Source organism: Saccharopolyspora phatthalungensis, assembly GCF_014203395.1.
Classification (GTDB): Bacteria; Actinomycetota; Actinomycetes; order Mycobacteriales; family Pseudonocardiaceae; genus Saccharopolyspora; species Saccharopolyspora phatthalungensis.
In genome coordinates this window covers 1823773-1842534 of the sequence record NZ_JACHIW010000001.1, presented here as the reverse complement: position 1 = coordinate 1842534, position 18762 = coordinate 1823773, and the positions used below count along the sequence as shown (strand labels likewise).

Below are 18762 nucleotides of genomic sequence, written 5' to 3'. Positions count from 1 at the left end.
CCCTGCCGAGTCCTGTTCATGGCCAGAGCCGGTTTGGGGGTAGCTCGGACACTTTCCCGCTGCCCTGCTAGCTGTACGCCGGATGGTTCGAAGCCGAACGGGTGGCACTGTTGATCAAGGCTTGTTGCAGGGTCGCACGCTTACGTAACGTCTGCACCGCGAAAATGATCAACGGTCCGGAGGCTGGAACACGTGGCTATCGAGCAAGTGTTGCGCCTTTTGAGGCAAGAGGGAGCCATCGAACTCGACTCATCTCAGCTACTGGTCGACAGGGTACTTAACGAGGCTCGGCGGAAATCCACAGAAAACCCTGCCTACTTCTTCCGGAAAGATCCGTGTGTCGTGCCGGTTGCGCTTCCTCTGGTAATGCGCGTTGCTCCCGTCGAGGTGCTTCGGCAAGTTGGCGTGGCCACGACGTTTGACGGCAACTCGCCATTTGCGCACGTTTCACGCCACTGGGCACAACTTCGCTACTGCGCCGCATTGGAGACAAAGGCGGGTCGTCTATCGCTTTCGCCCTTGGGGAACGATGTCGTCTACCATCACAAGGTTGCGCAGTCTGAATATCTCGGCATCGGATTTGCCCTTGTTGTCGCACAGGAAATCTTGCGAAAACAATACCCTGGTTGGGAATTTCACCCGGTCGATGCGGATTTTGCCCTGGCGCGAGGAATTCCTGAAGTCGGGGCCGTAAACCAACTGGACGGTACACAGAGTCGCCCAGACTATTTCCTAATCGGCCGCCCAAGCGGCGGCTGGGGACTCAAGATCGTCGTACTGGAGTGCAAAGGAACACACTCTCCTGCCGAGTCTCAGGCGATCCGGCAACTGGCGAAAGCTTGTACACAGGTCCGGGCGGTAGAGATCGGTGGCCGCAACCTCGCTTCGCTGATGGTTGCTTCGCGCCTGTTGACCTCCGGGGTAAAGGTTTGTGTAGTCGACCCGCCCGGCGAAACTGATCTGTGGTCGGGTTCGGAGGACGAGTTAGACGAATTGCTTGGCGAGGACGTCGAAGGGCCGCCTGAATTTTTCGGTGTTCGAACTCCAGCGCAGGATGACCTAGAACTGATCGGCACGAAGTCGCCAGAATTGGGAGAGCCAGAAGACGTGGACAGGAGACCGCCTGAATTTTCGGCGGATGATCTAAAGATTCCCCAGGTAGTCACTATTCCACAAGCGAGCCGTAGCTGGTTCTCTCAGGTGCTCGCTCGCACCTTCGCCGCTTCGGTGTTGACGTTCGCCGGAGACGGCGAGGTAGCAGCCAAGTACCACGTGCCAAGGCGGTACCGGGATGATCACGGCCAAGAGGGGTTCCCGCTGGACAACACCGTTGAGGTCGACACGTCCGAGCGGTTGAGTATGCCGGGTGGTCTGAGCGCCCGAGGAACCCGTTACTCGATGGCGTTACCGGGCAACAGGCGCCTGGAAGTGTTTCGCGGGCTGGAGGAAAGCGTCTATGCCGATCTCGGGGAGCAAAGGCTAGGCTCATATTTCCGCACTGCGCAGCGGTTCTGGCGAAAGTGGCGCGAGGTCGCCCGAAACGGAACGGCAGATGGCCGGGCGGTGTCGGCTGGCCGGGATGGAACAGTGTTGACAATCGGTATCAGCGAGTGACGTTTTTCGTACCTCGGCGAGGCCGCTGGCTCGCCAGTAGGTCGGCAATCCGGGTGCTCTTTCACGACGAGCCTGGTTCGCCTGCAAATCCCGCAGCTCACCGTGCATGTTCTTTTGGTCCGGGCTGTTCGAGCGCGGAGTGACTCAACGCGTTGCCGAGCGTGTGATGGGTCGGGGCCCGACGCCGCGATGGCAAGCGGTACAAGCATGTGACCGGAGAACGCGCTCGGCATGGTCGCTGACAAGGTTGGGAGACTCTGGCGGAGACGCCGAATGAGTCGCCCCCGAAACGCTGGAAGAAGGCCAACTGAGACGGGAATTGAGACCAGCCGCGACAGGGCCCGGCGAAAAAGATCCCCGGCGGGCCCTGTTTTGCCTGGTCATAGCAGCGGAAGCGGGGGGATTCGAACCCCCGGTCGCTCTCGCGACGCTCGCTTTCAAGGCGAGTGCATTCGGCCGCTCTGCCACGCTTCCACGCCGCAGCGTAGCCAACCGGTGAAGATTGGCCTACAGCCGGTCGGGTCAGTCGAGGCTTCGCAGGTGGGTCGTGAGTCGGCCGAAAACCCCTGCCAGCACCTTCAGCTCCTCGGGGGTCAGCAGGTCGATCATGTGCTCTCGGACACCCTCGACGTGCGTGGGCGCGGCTTCGCGGAGCTTCGCCAGTCCCTTCTCGGTGAGCACCGCGAGCACGCCCCGGCCGTCGCTGGGGCATTCGTCCCGACGCACCAGCTTGGCCGATTCCAGGCGGCGGATCTGGTGTGAGATGCGGCTCTTGGAGTGCGCGATCTCGTTGGCGAGTTCGCTCATCCTCATCTGCTGGTCGGGCTGCTCGGACAGGCGGACGAGGATCTCGTAGTCCGCGATCGAGAGCCCATGTGCGAGCTGCAGTTCGCGGTTGAGCCGGTACTCCAGCAGCGCGCTGCCGACGATGTAAGCGCGCCAGGATGCACTCTCGCAGTCGTCCAGCCATTGGGTTCGCTGCTCGGTCACCTCGGTCACTACGCCAGGTTACCGGGCGGTTAGCGGTCCTGGCGCCACTTTGAACCGGCCCAAAAATAATTTGCCACCTAACCATTCATGGCGAGTACGATCGACTCGTGCCCGGCTTCCTGGAACAAGATCCGCAGCGGATGCCGTTGAGTCGACTGGTCGGTTTGACCGGTCGGCGGCTGTCGCACTACTGGGAGCAGGCCGTGGCACGGAGCACGGACCTGAGCCGAACCGCGATGATCGCGCTCACCGCGATCGACGAGCAGGACGGCCAAACGCACCGCGAGGTCGCCCAGCGCTGCTGGGTGCGCCCGGCAACGCTGACTCCGGTCATCGACGCACTGGAGTCGGACAAGCTGCTCACCCGGCAGCGCGACACGACCGACCGGCGCGTGGTCCGACTGCGCATCACCCCGGCTGGCCGGGCGGCGCTGAAGGCCGCGTGGCAGGGGGTTCGCGAGGAGTTCCGACGGATCGAACCGGACGCCAGTCCGGCGGAAGAGGCCCTGATCCGGAAGTACCTGCTCGCGGTCCTGAGCGGATTGAACGAGAAAGAAGGCGGATGTGACCACTGCGGTTGAAGTGACCGATCTGGTCAAGCGATATCCCAAGGCCCAGAAGAACGCGGTGGACGGGCTCAGCTTCCAGGTGGCCACCGGCGAGATCTTCGGGCTGCTCGGCCCGAACGGCGCCGGCAAAACCACCACCGTCGGCATCCTGACCACCAGGGTGCTGCTGACCAGCGGGTCGGCGCGCGTCGCGGGGGTCGACGTGGCGGCCGATCCGGTCGCGGCGCGCAGCAAGGTGGCGGTCGTGCCGCAGCGGGTGAACCTGGACCGCTCCCTGAACGCGCGGCAGAACCTCATCTGGCACGCCGCGTACCACGGGATTTCGCGCGGCGAACGGCAGCGGTTGGCCGACGAGCTGCTCGACCGCATGGGCCTGGCGGAGAAGGCGAAGGCCCGTGTCGACGCCCTTTCCGGCGGGCAGTCGCAGCGGCTGATGATCGCACGTGCCCTGATCCACAAGCCCGACGTGCTTTTCCTGGACGAGCCGTCGACCGGGCTCGACCCGCAGGCCAGGCTGTTCGTCCACGACCGGATCAACGAGCTGCGCGCCGAGGGCGTGACGATCGTGCTCACCACGCACGACATGGACGAGGCAGAGAAGCTGTCCGACCGGGTCGGCGTCGTCGACCACGGCAAGCTGCTGACGCTGGACACCCCCGAGGCGCTGATCAAGTCGTTGCCGGGCAGCGGCACGGTGGACGCCACGCTGCGCCCCAACGGCTACGACCCCGCCAAGGTCGCCGACCTGTTATCCGATGTGCGCGGCGTGCAGCGGGTCGAGCAGATCGCGACCGGCACGGACCCGGATGCAGAGGCCGAGCTGCGGTTGCGGCTGTACGTGGGCGACGAGCCCGCCGCACTGCTCGGGCCGGTCGCGCAAACCCTGCACGAGCAGCGAGTTTCGGTCAGCGACTTGTCACTGGGGTCGGCGACGCTGGAAGACGTCTTCATCGACCTGACCGGGAGGGAACTGCGATGAGTCCTGTCCGCGCGTTCACCGCGGTGCTGGGCCGCGACGTCTTCGTGACCGGTCGGGAGCTGCCGAGCTTCCTGGCGCAGGTGCTGGTGCAGCCGGTGGCGCTGCTATTCATCTTCGGCAAGGTGCTCAGCGAACTCGGCTACGCCCAGCCCGGCTACGCGCAGATCCTGCTGCCCGGCATGATCGCGCTCAACGCATTCCTGGTTTCGTTGCAGAACACGTCGTTCCCGCTGGTGCTGGACTTCTCGTTCTCCCGGGAGATCGAGGATCGCCTGCTGGCGCCGCTGCCGATCAGCTGGGTGGCGGTGGAGAAAATGTTGTTCGGCGCGCTCCGGGGCCTGCTCGCGGCGGTGCTGATGGTGCCGCTGGGGATGTGGATGCTCGGCGAGATCGACTGGGATCTCGGCGGCTTGGCGTTCGCCCTGCTGTGCATGGTCCTGGGCTCGCTGTCTGGTGCGGCGGTGGGCCTGACGGTGGGTGCGGCGGTGCCGCCCCGCCGGATCAACATCATGTTCGCGGTGATCCTGGCGCCGCTGATGTTCACCGGAGCGACCCAGTTCCCGTGGGCGCAGCTGGAACACCTGCGCTGGTTCCAGATCCTGTGCGCGATCAACCCGCTGACCTACGTCAGCGAAGGCATGCGCGGAGCTCTGCTCCCGAACGTCCCGCACATGCCGCCCTGGGTCTGCGTCCTAGCCCTGCTGATCGCCACAATCGTATTCGGAGCCCTCGGCATCAAGTTCTTCCTCCGCCGAGCCCTGGACTGATTCACGCCAGGCGAGGGGCGTCCTCAACCAAGCAACTTGATGACGGGCGCCCCTCGCTCTCAACCCGAACTCGGCGATCAGTGGTCAGGACGACCCGCCTTGAAATCACCGAGGATTCCGGCCCAGGTTCGGTGGCTCACGCATAACGTGCCGCCGTCGTGGGCTTTCTGTCGCGGAGGCACGTTGCGGACTCCGAGATGGGGCTTCAGCCTCCGCGAGCTCGGAAAGTCCATATCGGACAGTACTCGTCGTAATAGGGAGTGGTCGATGGCGCCGGAACAAGTGCGGCGAGGCGCCGACGGGGACCTCGCCGCGGTGGCCGAGATCTTCGCCCACTACGTCAACGGCAGCACCGCCACGTTCGAGACCGTTCCGCCGGATGCGGCGCATTGGCGGCAAAAGCTCGACACACTAGCGGAACAGGGGCTGCCGTTCCTGGTCGTCGAGGTCGAGGCGCGGATCGTCGGATTCGGCTACGCCGCACCGTGGCGGCCCAAGCCCGCCTATCGGTACACCGTCGAGGACACCGTCTACCTCGCGCCGGGGTGGACCGGCCGAGGTCTCGGCAGGCTGCTGCTCACCACCCTGATGGCCGATAGCGCGCGAGCCGGGGCGAGGCAGATGATCGCGGTCATCGCCGACGACGGTCATGATGCCTCGGCGGCGCTGCACCGCGCTTGCGGCTTCCGGGAGGCCGGTCGGCTGCACAGCGTGGGCCACAAGTTCGGCCGTTGGATAGATACCTTGCTGCTGCAACGGGAATTGGCTTCGTCGACTTAAAATCCGGTCAAAGTACGACTTTTCGCGCGCACCTAGCCGTTTGCCTGGAGTGCGTTCACCCCTCCTGATTGTTCTTCCGATTGGTGTGAAAAGGTTTTCGCCTGTGGGGTAGGCGCGGTTCTGTTAGCCCGCTGTCGCTCGTTAGAGGTAAAGATCGCACACGATCGAGCGAAGGACCTTGTGTAACGCTCCGAAGTCGGTGGTCGCGATGAGCTGTTTGTACTGATCAGGCCGTAGATGCCCGTGATCGAGATCCGGTTGGTCCGCGTCGGTGGCCGCCATGCCCAGGTTAGCGTCCCTGCGGCACCTGATCTCGCAGATCAGGCTGCCCGCCGCAGGTGCTTCCCGGCCTTCGCCGGACGCTGCCGAGAACAGGTACGCCAACGGGCCAGGAGCTGATCATGATACGCAAAACAGGTACCAGACCCCCCGATCGGGCCGATCGTCGAGTCCGTGCGGCGCCGGCCGTCGTGCTCGGCGTGCTCTGCCTGGCCCTCACCGGCTGCGCGAGCGCACCGTCGATCGATCCGGCGCACGCGATGGCGCGCGCCGACCTCGGCATGCAGGCCCCCGCGACCACCTTCGCCGATTTCCCCAAGGCGCCACAGGATCCGGCGCCCAACGCGGAAACCGACGGCGTCGTGCTGCACGTCAAGCAGGACATCGCCGTGTACGAGACGCCCAACGGCGCCGTGTTCGCACGACTCCCCGCCACCCAGCTGGATAACCCCACCTGGGTGCCGGTGATCGCGGAACGCGGACGGTGGGCGCAGGTGCTGCTACCGTCGCGACCCAACGGTGCGTCCGGCTGGGTGCGCACCGACGGCCAGGTCGAGCGGGCCCGGTCGCCCTACGATGTTGACGTCGACATCGACGCGCGCCGGCTCCGCGTGCGTAAGGACGGCGCGGCGATCGGGGAGTGGGTCGTCGGGGTCGGAGCGCCGGATTCACCGACACCGCGCGGCCGGACCTTCATCATGGCGGCGATCGAGGAGACCGTGACCCGGTTCAGCCCGATCATCCTGCCGCTCGGCGTGCACTCGGAAACGTTCAGCACCTACGGCGGCGGTCCCGGCACGGTCGCGCTGCACGGCTGGCCCGACCCCTCAGTGTTCGGTCAGGCGAGCAGCGACGGATGCGTTCGGGTGCCCAACGACGCACTTCGGCTGCTGACCACCCTGCCGTTGGGCACCCTGGTCCACCTGCGGTGATCGCCGCGGATGGAGATTCCCGAAGAACGACAGAAAAGGAAGTTCGACGAATGCGCAAAACTGCTTGCCTCGCCGGGATTTTCGCCGCCGGCGCCGGAATTCTGGCTGGCGGCGCACCGGCCTTCGCGGACAGCGCTGACAACGATGGCATCAACATCGGCAACGACAACAACCTGAGCGTGCTGCCGATCCAGCTGTGCGGAAACAACATCGCGGTGCTCGGGGCCGTGGTGCCGGTGCTGTCCCCGCAGGCCAACACCTGCGTCAACGCGCCGATCGTGGACCACCCGGGGGGCGGTTACAAGCCCACCCCCACCGTGCCCACCGAGCCGTGCAAGGCCGGCGAGTCCAAGCCCGGTTGGGCTGCCCAGTCCAAGCCCGGCTGGTTCAAGCCCGGCGAGGAAATGCCTGGCTGGTTCTCCGCCGGCGGGTCCGACCCGTGCGGCCCCGGTGGCCCCGGTGGCCCTGGTGGCCCCAACGTGCCCGGCGGGCCGGGCGCGCCGACCACCTCCGACAAGGCCGTGTCGGCCGCCAACCCGCTGCCGACCGCGCCCACCCCGGACCCGGTCCGCGGCCACCACGCGGTCACCGGCTGAGATCATCCGGCCGACTGGTTTGCGTAACCCGAACGTTGTACTGCTCGGGTTACGGCTGGCTAGCGGTGCTTGATCGGCACTAAATTTCGGTGCTGCGTAGATCACTACGCACTCCAAGTGGTCGTTTCGGCTCAAACGGCCACACCCCCTGTAGTGGTGTCCGGCGAAGTACTCCCCCTCTCTTCGCCGGACACCATTACTGCTTGATTTCCATTGAAATCGCGGACGACCCGGATCGATGCACGATCGGTGATCACTGCGCCGTTCGGCCGAACGAACGGGCGGCGGCAAGGAATGCGTCGTTCTCCTCGGGCTGTCCGATCGTGACCCGCGCACCGTCCCCATCGAATGCGCGGACCACAACCCGGTTCTGCAAGCAGTGCTCGTTGAACTCGCCGGTGCGCTCGCCCAGCGGCAGCCAGACGAAGTTCGCCTGCGTCTCGGGAACCTGGTAGCCGGCGGCCACGAGTTCCCGGTGCACCCGCTCCCGCTCGGCGACCACGTTGGCGCACCGCTTCTGCAACTCGTCCTGTGCGTCCAGCGAAGCGATCGCGGCGGCCTGGGCGAGCGCGTTGACGCTGAACGGGATGGCCACCTTCCGCAGCGCCTCGGCGACCTTAGGCGGTGCCACGGCGTAGCCCACGCGTAGCCCAGCGAGGCCGTACGCCTTAGAGAAAGTCCGCATCGAGGCAACGTTGTCGCGTTTCCGCGCGATCTCGACGCCGTCGGGGCCATCCGGGTCGACGACGAACTCGAAGTACGCCTCGTCGAGCACCACCAGCACGTCCTGGGGCACCCGGTCCAGGAAGGCCTCAAGCTCGGCCCGCCGCAGTAGGGTGCCGGTCGGATTGTTCGGCGTGCACACGAAGATCAACCGGGTGGCCGGGGTGATCGCGGCGAGCATCGCCTCCAGGTCGAGAGCGTGTTCGGCGGTCAGCGGGACCCGCACCTGCTTGGCGCCCACGACCTGCGTGATGATCGGGTACGCCTCGAACGACCGCCACGGGAAGATGACCTCGTCATCGGCGGTGCAAGTCGCCTGCACCAACTGCTCGCACAGCGCGACCGAACCGCAGCCGACGGCGATCCGTTCCGGGGCCACCTCCAGCCGCGCGGCCAGCGCGGCGGTCAGCCGCCCGATGCCCATGTCCGGGTAGCGGTGCACCTCGCCGGCCGCCTGGTTGATGGCCGCCACCGCGCTCGGCAGCGGGCCTTCGGAAACCTCGTTGCTCGCCAGCTTGATCGAGCCGGGGATGGTGCGACCCGCGACGTAAGCGGGCAACTGTTCGAGGTCGGCACGGGTGCGCACGGTCATGGACGACTCCTTGCTCCGGATGGGTCATCTGGACGTTAACCCCCCAAAGCCGGGATCAGCACCACCGCACCCGGAAAACGGGTGTGCCGATGATCCGATGCCTCATTATGGTGATCACCGGTGGAAATCACTCGTCCGACCGGTTGAACTCGTTGCCTTGCGTTCATCTCGACGTGATTACCTGCTGGGCATGATCCAAACCCGGACCGAGACGCTTGCGCTCACCGATGGCACCCAGCTCCGGCTCACCGCCGCCGAACCGGACACCGTTTTGCGCGGCGGGCTCGTCGTCCTGCATGAGGCCCGTGGTGTCACGGAACGGGTCCGCCGGTTGAGCGGCCTTCTCGCCGAGGAGGGCTGGCTCACCGTCGCGCCCCACCTGTACCACCGCGACGGCACCGACGAGTTCCACGACCACCACCCTGAGGAGCACGTGCACGACCAGGTGCAGCGGCTGTCCGGCGACTCGATCCTGGCCGACACCGACGCGTCCTTCCTCTGGCTGTCCGACCATGGGGTTCCCGCCGACCGGCAGGGCATCATCGGCTTCGACGTGGGTGGCACGGCGGCGTTGGTGGTGGCGGCCAGCCGCACCGTGGGGGCGGCGGTCAGCGTGGGCGGTCGCGGCATTCTTGACCCGCTGTCCTCGGCGTTGCCGCCGCTGGTGGAGATCGCCGGCGAGTTGGCCTGCCCGTGGCTCGGGCTCTACGGCGATGACGACGAGGAGATCGAGCCCGGCGAAGTCGAGAAGCTCCGCGAGGTCACCGACACCGCGCCGACGGCGACCGACGTGGTCCACTACCCCGGCGCAGGGCACCGCTTCGACCGCGACGCGGATGCGGCGGCCGAAGCGTGGCAGCGAGCCCGCAACTGGCTCGACCTCCACCTGCGTTGAGCCGACTCGGCGCGGGCCGGTCACGCCTCATGATCGGTCCGGGACACAGAACCGGCAGCTCACCGGCGCCGAAGGCTAGCTGAACCAGGGGCTATTGGGTTAGGAAGGGCGCATGACACCGAGCACCCACCCCGAGCAGATCCCCGAGCTGTTGTGGCAGCCCGACCCGCAGCGCGTGGCGGCCAGCCGGATGGCGGCGTTTCGTGACTGGTTGCGCCGCGAGCGTGACGTCGACCTGCCCGATTACCGGGCGCTGTGGCAGTGGTCGGTGTCGGACCTGAGCGCGTTCTGGTCGGCGGTGGCGGAGTTCTTCGGCGTCCGCTTCCACGACCGCGCCGAGCAGGTGCTGGCCGCTGAGGTGATGCCGGGAGCGCAGTGGTTCCCCGGGGCGACCTTGAACTACGCCGAGCATGCGCTGCGCGACGGCGACGGCAAGGCGGACGACGACCTGGCGGTGATCTTCGAGCGGGAGGACGGCCGCAGCGAAGAGATCACCTACGGCGAACTGCGGGCGCGGGTGGCTGCCGCTCGCGCGGGGCTCGCGGCGCTGGGAGTGCGGGCCGGTGACCGGGTCGCGGCACTGGCGCCAAACAGCCCCGAAACAATCGTGGCGTTCCTGGCGGCGGCGAGTCTCGGGGCGACCTGGTCGTCTTGTTCGCCGGACTTCGGCGCGCGGGCGGTCGCGGACCGCTTCGTGCAGATCGAGCCGAAGGTGCTGATCGCGGTCGACGGCTACTGCTACGGCGGCCGCAACTTCGACATCAGGTCCACTGTGGACAAATTGCGTGCGGAGATGCCGGGCCTGGCGGGCACGGTGCTGGTCGACTACCTCGGTGAGGGCGCGGAACTGGCCGGGACCATCGGCTGGGATGACCTGCTGGCGCAGCACCACGGCGCACCGCTGGAGTTCGACCCGGTGCCGTTCGACCACCCGCTGTGGGTGCTGTACTCCTCGGGCACTACTGGCCTGCCGAAGGGCATCGTGCACGGCCACGGCGGCATGGTCCTGGAACACCTCAAGATCATCGGCCTGCACTGTGACCTTGGCCCGGGCAACCGGTTCTTCTGGTTCACCACGACCGGCTGGATGATGTGGAACTTCCTGGTCGGCGGCCTGCTGACCGGCACGACCCTGGTGCTGTTCGACGGTAACCCGGGCTACCCGTCGCTGTCGGCGTTGTGGGAGCTGGCGGCCCGCCACCGGGTCAACTACTTCGGCACGTCGGCGCCGTTCATACAGAGCTGCCTCAAGCACGAGTTGCGCCCCAAGGACGACCTCGACCTGTCCGCGCTGCGCACTGTCGGCTCGACCGGAGCGCCGCTGACCACCGACGGCTTCCGCTGGGTGGCGGACGCGGTCGGCGAAGACGTGCAGATCGCCAGCGTCTCCGGCGGCACCGACCTGTGCACCGCGTTCGTGGGCGCCGCGCCGGATGTGCCGGTGTGGCTGGGGGAGATCTCCTGCCCGATGCTGGGCGCGGCGGCGGCCTCCTACGACGAGTACGGCAAGGAACTGCACGAGGAGGTCGGCGAGCTGGTGCTGACCAAGCCGATGCCGACGATGCCGGTGTTCTTCTGGAGCGACCCGGACGGCTCCCGGCTGCGCGAGGCGTACTTCGACACGTTCCCCGGCGTCTGGCGGCACGGAGACTGGGTGCGCGTCACCGACCGCGGCACCCTGGTGATCTACGGCCGCAGCGACTCGACGCTCAACCGCGGCGGCATCCGGATGGGTACCGCGGAGTTCTACCGGGTCGTGGAGGGGTTTGAGGAGATCGTCGACTCGCTGGTGATCGATACCTCGGGCGCGGGCGAGACCGACGGAGAGCTGCTGTGCTTCCTGGTGCTGGCCGAGGGCATCGACCTGGAGGAGGTCCAGCCGAAGCTCAAGGCGGCACTGCGCACCGAGCTCTCCCCGCGACACGTGCCGAACCGGTTCATCGTCGTCGACGAGGTGCCGCGCACCCTCAATGGCAAGAAGCTGGAGGTCCCGGTGAAGAAGATCCTCGCCGGCACCCCACCAGAGCGCGCGGTCAGCCGCGACGCCCTGCAGAACCCGGCGGCCCTGGAGCCGTTCGTGCAGCTCAGCGCCGACCTAGCGAGATGATCGAGGTCCGGGGAGACCGCCGCGGTGGCCTCCCCGGACGCGAAACCGACCCCCCTGTGTCGGCCGGTCGACGGGTTGTGTAATCTTTTCTCCGGTGGCCGCGAGGGTTACCGGGAGGCTTCGCCTAGTCTGGTCTATGGCGCCGCACTGCTAATGCGGTTGGGGGTTACGCCCCCTCCCGGGTTCAAATCCCGGAGCCTCCGCTGTGGCCTCCACCGCAAGGTGGAGACTGCACAACTGAACAAGCGCCCGTAGCTCAACGGATAGAGCATCTGACTACGGATCAGAAGGTTAGGGGTTCGAATCCCTTCGGGCGCGCGTCTGGTCGAGACAGCAGGAAACCCCCTGAACAGGGGGTTTCCTGCTGTCCGGGGGGTCACGGTGTGATTATCGCCGCGACCCCGCTGCCACTTTATTGCCACTTTTGGCCATCGCCGGCGCGAACGACCTGATCGAGCACTTCGGCACTGCGGCGCGACTTCTGACCCCGTCCCATGTACGTGTTGAGGGCTCCAATAGATTCCTTCTGGTTAGGCGGCGCCGGTTGCGCCCCTACGGGTCAAGGAGCAGCTTCGTTGATGGCCGGGGTACCACGACCACAGCCCTGTTTCCTGGACACGCAGCACTCATGCGGTGCAACTAACGGTCGAAAACGCTGGCGTAACGGCCGTGGTGACCGATACTACGAGTGGGACGCGCTGCATGGGCACATCGAGGTGTACAACAAGCGAGGGAAGCACCTAGGCGTCTTGGACGCTGTGTCAGGTGAAATGATCAGTGGCCCGGTGCGAGGGAGGAAGATCGATGTCTGAGCAAGCGAGCTTCGTCGAAGCGCACCTTGCCGGTAAGGCGTTGCTCGATGACATTGACGACTGGGTCGACGCCTGGCACGACGCTGATGGCGCCCCGTGCAGCCGCGTTCAGTCCCTAGCCAGCTACTTAGGGTTGACGGACGACGAGTACGCCTTGTGGGTGGAACGCCCCGAGTCGCTGAGGTTTGCAATCGCGGGAAAGCGTATGAACCGCCCGTCGGCTGAGGTCGCAGAACTTGGTGGGGTAGTGGCTGCCGCAGCACGTGCTGGCAATGACGCTGAGGCAGCTGGGGTCCTCCACTGGCTAAAGCAGACCGGACGGTTGCCGCAACAGAATGACTGCTGAGCAGCTTTTGGCAGCCGAGTTGGTCGATCGCTACGATCTGCACCCTCCGGTCGACGTCCAAGAGCTGGCCGAGCAATTCGCCGACTTCGAAGTTTGCGACTGGCCGTATGACTGCGACGGCATCGCGGTGCTGTCCAGCGAGCGACCGATGATCTTTGTTGGCGCCACACAAGCTTGGCGACGACAGCGGTTCACGATCGCGCACGAACTCGGGCATGTGGTTATCGGTTGGCATGTCGACACTGTCCGTTGTGATACCGGACCTGAGTCCAATCGCCAACCACACGGTCCGTTCGGCGTAAACCAGGAGGCCGAAGCAAATCGATTCGCATCGCATCTTCTGGTGCCTGACAGGTTTCTAGATAGATTCGCAGACCGATATGTGGATCCAAGCTTGGCGCTCGCAGAGATCGAGCAAGCGGAGGTATCCGCAGCGGCAGGCGTGCTCGCATTAAACCGTGTCCTGCTGCCCGGGTATGTGTTCTTCGTTCCAGGATTGGACCGGCCCGTGACCAGTCACGGGACACGGTTGGACGCGGTCGCGTCAAAGAAGGATCTACGGCGAAACGCCCTGGCGTGGGGTCGCACACTGCATCAAGGAAAAGAAGTTGAGTGGTTCCAGCTCGCTGAGGGTGTCGAGGTAATAGCCGAACCGAATGTTCCTCAGCAGGTGACGACGGGGCTACTGTGGCAAGCTTTGGCTGTAGCCAACTTTACCGGAGATCACCAGAAAGCTGCCCAGCGAATCAACGGAGTAGTCGGTCACGCTCTCAGTGTGGCCCGCGACGCGAGCGCCGAGAATCGCCTTGGAACCCTTCGGCATCGAGTTGCGACGCACCCAGATTTCGCCGTACTTCTGGCGATCCCTGAGTTCGAGCAGTACTTGCAGAACAAAGCTGCAACCCCGGCTAAGGGCCGTCGAAAATAACCCAACGGTACGGCTTACGAGTTCCTGCGTACATATCGCGCGGCGGTGACGTAGGTGGTTTACTTCTCGTCCCTCGGGATGTCCATCGATTTCGCCGTAGATGCGTGCGGTCACCACGATCAGGCAGCGTAGACAAGATCACCGACAGAGGCTGGGGGCTCGATGTACACGCCACTGCGTGCCGGGCCACTCGACGATGCAGCCGGATTGCAAAGAAATTGCCAATAATCGACCATCGATCATGTCAACCAACGGCAACCACGCGATCCGCGAGGCGTCCATCGGCGAGGCCACAGCAGGTAGCAAACGACGGCAAGTGTCGATGATCACGGAAACGAGATCAGAAGGTTAGGGGTTCGAATCCCTTCGGGCGCGTCTGGTCGAGACAGTCGGAAACCCCCTTTATCAGGGGGTTTCCTGCTTTTCGGCGCCGTCAGCCTTGGCCTTGGCGTCGGCTCAACCTCCCATTGCAGTCCCTTGGGCGCGAAATGGGTGCCCGGACGTTTCCCGGGGTGCCCGGCGCGGCACGATCGCAGACTCCTCAGTGGACGAATGACGGATGAGGATTATCTGGGAGCCTGGCGCTACCAAACCGACAGTGATCCAGGGAGAAGCGAGACCATGATCGTGGCAACCGGCATCCTCGACCGCGAATGGAGATACGCCCGCACCCCTGGGGAAATCCGCGACTTGGTGCGCGCACACCTGTCTGGACACCACACGGCCATCGGTCAACGGCAACGAACGGCCGACAGAGGAAAGAAGGAGGGATAGACGCCTGCTTCGCCCGGTCTGGGGGTACCCCGACGAAGCAGGACCTCGCGTGCCGCATTTGACCCCGTACGACGGGAAGAATCGAGGCGAGCAACATGGGTAATGAACAACTGCGCACCCGAGTCGAGCAGCTCGGCTGTGCGTCTCTGGTGGACGCCATGGGCCGGATCTACCACCATCGGGCGCATCTGTACCCGCTCACCAGCCCGGACCCTAGCCGCATGCTGTTCGGGCCGGTCGTCACGATCGCCTTCATCCCCTACCGCGACGACCTTCCCGATGGTCAGCTCGGGCTCGCTGCCTTGTTCTACCGCGCCATACAGGGCGCCCCACCAGGCGCCGTGCTCGTGCTGTCTGCCGGCGGCTACCCCGACGCCTCGCACGGCGGCGGAACGAAGCTGTCCCGGCTGCACGACCACGGCCTGGCCGGCGTGCTCACCGACGGACGGCTGCGGGATTTTGCCGAGCTCGCCAGCTATGACTTCGCCACGTGGTGCGGCGGTGAAGCCACCCATTGGGGCGGCGACACCGTAATGCCCTTCGCCGCCAACGTCACCGTCGAGGTCGGCGGCGTGTGCGTGACCCCCGGCGACTACGCCTATGCCGACCGGAGCGGAGGGGTGATCATCCCTGCCGCAAGCGTGCATCGGGTCGTCGACGAAGCCGAACGCATCGAACGCGACGACACTCGCTTCCGCGAACAGATCCGCACGGAAGACCCCACAGCCGTCCGTGACGGCACCGCGGCGAGGACTGAGCCCTGAGCCCACTCGCCCATGCATGCCTCAGTGGTGCGACACCGGTCGGTGCGCTAGGCATGCTCGGCACCTCGTCAGGGCTGAGGGGTTAGGGCTTGCGGCCCAGTGCGCCGACGTGGAGGTGGTAGGCCGGGAGGCGTGGTCGCGTCCGGGGTCCGTCGGGCCGCCAGTCGGTGGTGTAGACCAGGCCGGGTTCGAGTAGTTCCAGCCCTGCGAGCATCGGCTCGATCTGTGCCCGAGTGCGGAAGTTGCCGATGTTGACCCCGTTGCTCCTGGCCCCTTTCTGGAGGTGCTTGGCCAGTTCGTGGTACTCGTCCTCGGGGTCGAAGAACTGGCTGAACCCGAGGAAGGAACCCGACGGCAGCGCATCGATGTACTCGGCCATGACTTGGTCCGGATGCGGCCCGTCGTAGCTGTGCATCGTGGCGACCTGCAGGAGCGCGAGCGGTTGCGTGAAGTCGATATGCGCCCGGACGATCTCGTTGTTCAGCAGGTCGTGCGGTTCGAAGATGTCGGCTGCGGCGAAGCGGGTCCGTTCGTTCTCCTCCAGCAGGGCCCGGCCGTGGGCGAGGACGACGGGGTCGTTGTCGACGTAGACCACCCGGGCCTCGGGATTGATCCGCTGCACGACCTGGTGGACGTTGTCGGCGGTGGGCAGGCCGGAACCGCAGTCGAGAAACTGCGTGATGCCCATGTCGGCCGCCAGGAACCGGCACACCCGACCGAGGAAAGCCCTGTTCTCCCGCGCAAGCGGCTTCATCCCCGGCGCGATCCGCTCCAACTCCTGCATCGCCTCGCGGTCGACCGCGAAGTTGTCCTTACCGCCCAGAGCGGCATCGTAAGCGCGAGCGATACTCGGGGTGGAGGTGTCAATGCCAGCCGACGGCGGCAGATCAGGACTGGGCATGAGCATCCCTCACCAGTTGGTGGCACGTGAGCGGCGAACCGAGCGTATCGATCACGCGCTGGTCCAACACAGGTTGGTTGGCAGAAGTAGGTATTTCGTTACTGCGCACGCTGGTGAGGTCCGTGCGCAGTCCCGCAGCATTCTCCAAGTCTCCTGCTCACCGGCGGCAATGGCCCCAGGCGCCTGCTCGGTGTGCAGCTCGAAGCGTGCATGCTTGCCAACGAACGCACCTTTGAGTTGCGCAGCAAACACGCGCGCATCATACACACAGCCGGATGTGCGCAGAAGCCACGAAACCCAAGGCAGTGGGCCACTGATCACTCTCCGAACACGCCAAAAGCTCTAGCCGATCGCCCCCGCTATTGCGCGGCAATGCGGACCAACGCCATCAGCCCCCAGGCGCCGACCTCCAAAAAAATTCCGACCGACCGGGACGATTTGGCTTATTGGTGGGGCGGGCATGACCACGGCTGATGCGCGGCGATCAGCTGAGGTCGGCCGAACACCGCCCAAACGACGCCGGACCAGGCGACATCGGCAACGAGTTCCAGCAGAGGACGCAAAAGCGTCGTCAGGAAATGGAAAACAAGCGACATCAAGCTTCAACGACTTCTCTTGCGCGGACTTCCGGTCGAGCCGAATCAACCTTCTGCCGCTGTCGGCGAGCGAGCGAGCGGCGGGCCGAGGCCGGATGATGACCAGCGGTGGTCCGGACGGGAGGAAACCAAATGATCGACATCGCCAAGCAGGTCGCCTCCGTGCAGCGCGTGGTCAGCCAGCATTCGATCGACGGCTGTGCACGGGTGAGCGTGCTGCTGCGCCGGAACTACGCCGCCCCGATCAGGGACGTCTGGAGCGCCCTGACCGAACCCAACCGGTTGCGGCGCTGGTTCCTGCCGATCGCCGGTGACCTGCGGGAAGGCGGCCGGTTTCAGTTCGCCGGCAACGCCGGCGGCCAGATCCTGCGTTGCACGGCGCCGCGCTTGCTGAAGACCACGTTCGGCGCGGACGACAGTGTGGTGGAGCTGCGATTGTCCGAGGTGGGTGGCCGGACCGGGTTCGAGATGATGCACTCGGTTCCGCTGGCGCCGACCAGCAGCGGCGCGGGCGCGCTCCTTATCGGCCCCGGCTGGGACATCGGCCTGCTCGGACTGGACAGCTATCTCCGGGGCGAAGCCGTCGCCGACCAGGTTGTCGGGAAGAACACCGCGGAGGTGCAGCAGTTCTCCCGGCTGGCCATCAAGGCGTGGGCCGCCGCGACCGAGGATTCGGGCACGGCCGACGGCGACCAGATCGCCCAGGGTGTCGCCGCGGCGATCGCGCAGTTCACGCCGGACGTCGACCAAACCACCGCCTGACCCGGCGCCCGCCGTCGAGTCAACGACGGCCCCTGATCGCGGCCGCCATCAGGGCGGCTGCGGCGCACAATGCGGCAGCGCCGAGCCACACCGCGTCGTAGGAGCCCAGCAGGTCCCGCGTCACGCCACCGGCGAAGGCGACCAGCCCGGCACCCACCTGGTGCGCGGCGCTCACCCAACCGAAGACGATCGCGCCGTCCTCGCCGTGGAGTTCGCGGCACAGGGCGATCGTCGGCGGCACGGTGGCCACATCGATCAGTCCGAACAGGACAACGAAGACGAGCATCGCGGGACGCACGGTCGGCGCCAGCAGTACCGGCAAAAACATGAGTGAAGTCCCGCGCAGCAGGTAGTAGCCGACCAGCAGCAGGCGTGGGCTGAACCGGTCGGTCAGCCAGCCCGAGCCGATCGTGCCGGCGACGTTGACCACCCCGATCACCGCGAGCAGCGAAGCCGCCACCGTCGTCGGCATGCCGTGGTCTTGCGCGGCCGGGGTGAAGTGGGTCCACATGATCCCGTTGGTGGACGCCCCGCAGATCGCGAAAGTGCCCGCCAGCAGCCAGAACGGGCCGGTCCGCAGGGCGGCGAACAGCACTCGCAGCGCGCGCCGCGCCGCGTCCGGAGCCGGTACCGGCTTGGGTTTGAACTCGGTCGCGCCGTACGGGCGCAAGGCGACGTCGGCGGGGTGGTCGCGCGACACCGTCCAGACCAGTGGTGCCGTGCCCACTGCGATCACGGCCAACGTGACGGTCGCCGAGCGCCATTCGAAATGATCGACGATCCAGGACAGCACGGGAAGGAAGGCGAACTGGCCGAAAACGCTCGCCGCGGTCAGCAACCCGGTCACGAGCCCGCGCCGGGTGACGAACCAGCGGTGCGTCACGATTGCCGCGAAGGCCATCGCCAGTGCACCGCAACCGATCCCGACGAGGATGCCCCAGCCGATCACGAACTGCCAGGATTCGGACAGAACCGTGGTCAACCCGGCGCCCGACGCGATCAGCAGCAGAGCGCCGACGACCACCCGCCGGACGCCGAAGCGGTCCATCAGCGCCG

18 protein-coding genes and 3 tRNA genes are annotated in these 18762 nt (G+C 65.9%); 16 read left to right on the top strand and 5 right to left on the bottom strand.

All coding sequences use genetic code 11. The annotated features are described in order from the left end of the window. The first annotated feature begins 192 nt into the window (after positions 1-192). Positions 193-1614 carry a hypothetical protein gene (locus BJ970_RS08215; RefSeq protein WP_184725583.1) on the top strand — a complete coding sequence of 474 codons (1422 nt, stop codon included), beginning with the start codon at positions 193-195 and terminating at the stop codon, positions 1612-1614. Positions 1615-2003: 389 nt separating this feature from the next. Here the strand turns inward: BJ970_RS08215 and BJ970_RS08210 are convergent. Beyond that, a tRNA-Ser gene (locus BJ970_RS08210) sits at positions 2004-2088 on the bottom strand. A gap of 48 nt (positions 2089-2136) precedes the next feature. Next, positions 2137-2613: a MarR family winged helix-turn-helix transcriptional regulator gene (locus BJ970_RS08205; protein ID WP_184725581.1), complete on the bottom strand. Its 477-nt coding sequence runs from the start codon at positions 2611-2613 to the stop codon at positions 2137-2139. A 98-nt stretch (positions 2614-2711) separates the two neighbouring features. Here BJ970_RS08205 and BJ970_RS08200 point away from each other — a divergent pair, with 98 nt between their 5' ends. From BJ970_RS08200 to BJ970_RS39405, 6 genes are all read left to right on the top strand, one after another. Further along, positions 2712-3185: a MarR family winged helix-turn-helix transcriptional regulator gene (locus BJ970_RS08200; RefSeq protein ID WP_312864157.1), complete on the top strand. Its 474-nt coding sequence runs from the start codon at positions 2712-2714 to the stop codon at positions 3183-3185. After that, positions 3169-4152, top strand: a complete 984-nt coding sequence (locus tag BJ970_RS08195) for an ABC transporter ATP-binding protein (RefSeq protein ID WP_184725579.1) — start codon at positions 3169-3171, stop codon at positions 4150-4152. Before BJ970_RS08200 ends, BJ970_RS08195 begins: the two co-directional genes overlap by 17 nt. Beyond that, positions 4149-4919, top strand: a complete 771-nt coding sequence (locus BJ970_RS08190) for an ABC transporter permease (RefSeq protein ID WP_184725577.1) — start codon at positions 4149-4151, stop codon at positions 4917-4919. The genes BJ970_RS08195 and BJ970_RS08190 overlap by 4 nt, the downstream gene beginning before the upstream one ends. 267 nt (positions 4920-5186) lie before the next feature. Next, on the top strand, positions 5187-5699 hold the full coding sequence (locus tag BJ970_RS08185; RefSeq protein WP_184725574.1) for a GNAT family N-acetyltransferase: 513 nt from the start codon (positions 5187-5189) through the stop codon (positions 5697-5699). 401 nt (positions 5700-6100) lie between these two features. Further along, a complete protein-coding gene (locus tag BJ970_RS08180; RefSeq protein WP_184725573.1) occupies positions 6101-6910 on the top strand; it encodes a protein-sorting L,D-transpeptidase LdtCP in 810 nt (269 codons plus the stop codon). 50 nt (positions 6911-6960) lie between these two features. Then, positions 6961-7506, top strand: coding sequence for a cousin-of-CoaP protein (locus BJ970_RS39405; protein ID WP_184725571.1), 546 nt, complete (start codon positions 6961-6963; stop codon positions 7504-7506). A gap of 253 nt (positions 7507-7759) precedes the next feature. Here the strand turns inward: BJ970_RS39405 and hisC are convergent, their stop codons facing one another. Beyond that, entirely contained in the window at positions 7760-8821 is a 1062-nt protein-coding gene (hisC, locus tag BJ970_RS08170; protein WP_184725568.1) for a histidinol-phosphate transaminase, read from the bottom strand. Between the two features lie 190 nt (positions 8822-9011). Here hisC and BJ970_RS08165 point away from each other — a divergent pair, with 190 nt between their 5' ends. From BJ970_RS08165 to BJ970_RS08130, 8 genes are all read left to right on the top strand, one after another. Then, positions 9012-9716, top strand: coding sequence for a dienelactone hydrolase family protein (locus tag BJ970_RS08165; RefSeq protein ID WP_184728953.1), 705 nt, complete (start codon positions 9012-9014; stop codon positions 9714-9716). Positions 9717-9828: 112 nt separating this feature from the next. Beyond that, positions 9829-11823 (top strand): acetoacetate--CoA ligase, encoded by a 1995-nt coding sequence (locus BJ970_RS08160; RefSeq protein ID WP_184725567.1) that lies wholly within the window; start codon positions 9829-9831, stop codon positions 11821-11823. Positions 11824-11936: 113 nt separating this feature from the next. Further along, positions 11937-12026, top strand: a tRNA-Ser gene (locus tag BJ970_RS08155). Between the two features lie 42 nt (positions 12027-12068). Continuing rightward, positions 12069-12141 (top strand) — tRNA-Arg (locus BJ970_RS08150). A gap of 176 nt (positions 12142-12317) precedes the next feature. After that, positions 12318-12635: a colicin E3/pyocin S6 family cytotoxin gene (locus tag BJ970_RS39915; protein ID WP_376775006.1), complete on the top strand. Its 318-nt coding sequence runs from the start codon at positions 12318-12320 to the stop codon at positions 12633-12635. Beyond that, positions 12628-12981: a hypothetical protein gene (locus BJ970_RS08140; RefSeq protein ID WP_184725563.1), complete on the top strand. Its 354-nt coding sequence runs from the start codon at positions 12628-12630 to the stop codon at positions 12979-12981. The genes BJ970_RS39915 and BJ970_RS08140 overlap by 8 nt, the downstream gene beginning before the upstream one ends. Further along, entirely contained in the window at positions 12971-13909 is a 939-nt protein-coding gene (locus BJ970_RS08135; protein WP_184725561.1) for an ImmA/IrrE family metallo-endopeptidase, read from the top strand. Before BJ970_RS08140 ends, BJ970_RS08135 begins: the two co-directional genes overlap by 11 nt. A gap of 869 nt (positions 13910-14778) precedes the next feature. Continuing rightward, positions 14779-15447, top strand: coding sequence for an RraA family protein (locus BJ970_RS08130; RefSeq protein ID WP_184725559.1), 669 nt, complete (start codon positions 14779-14781; stop codon positions 15445-15447). A gap of 82 nt (positions 15448-15529) precedes the next feature. On the opposite strand, the gene BJ970_RS08125 is transcribed toward BJ970_RS08130, so the two are convergent. Continuing rightward, positions 15530-16348, bottom strand: a complete 819-nt coding sequence (locus BJ970_RS08125; protein ID WP_184725557.1) for an SAM-dependent methyltransferase — start codon at positions 16346-16348, stop codon at positions 15530-15532. Between the two features lie 728 nt (positions 16349-17076). Between BJ970_RS08125 and BJ970_RS08120 the strand changes: the two genes are divergently transcribed. Then, positions 17077-17706 carry an SRPBCC family protein gene (locus BJ970_RS08120; protein WP_221467087.1) on the top strand — a complete coding sequence of 210 codons (630 nt, stop codon included), beginning with the start codon at positions 17077-17079 and terminating at the stop codon, positions 17704-17706. A 19-nt stretch (positions 17707-17725) separates the two neighbouring features. On the opposite strand, the gene BJ970_RS08115 is transcribed toward BJ970_RS08120, so the two are convergent. Beyond that, positions 17726-18754 (bottom strand): MFS transporter, encoded by a 1029-nt coding sequence (locus BJ970_RS08115; protein WP_246470769.1) that lies wholly within the window; start codon positions 18752-18754, stop codon positions 17726-17728. Positions 18755-18762: the final 8 nt, after the last annotated feature.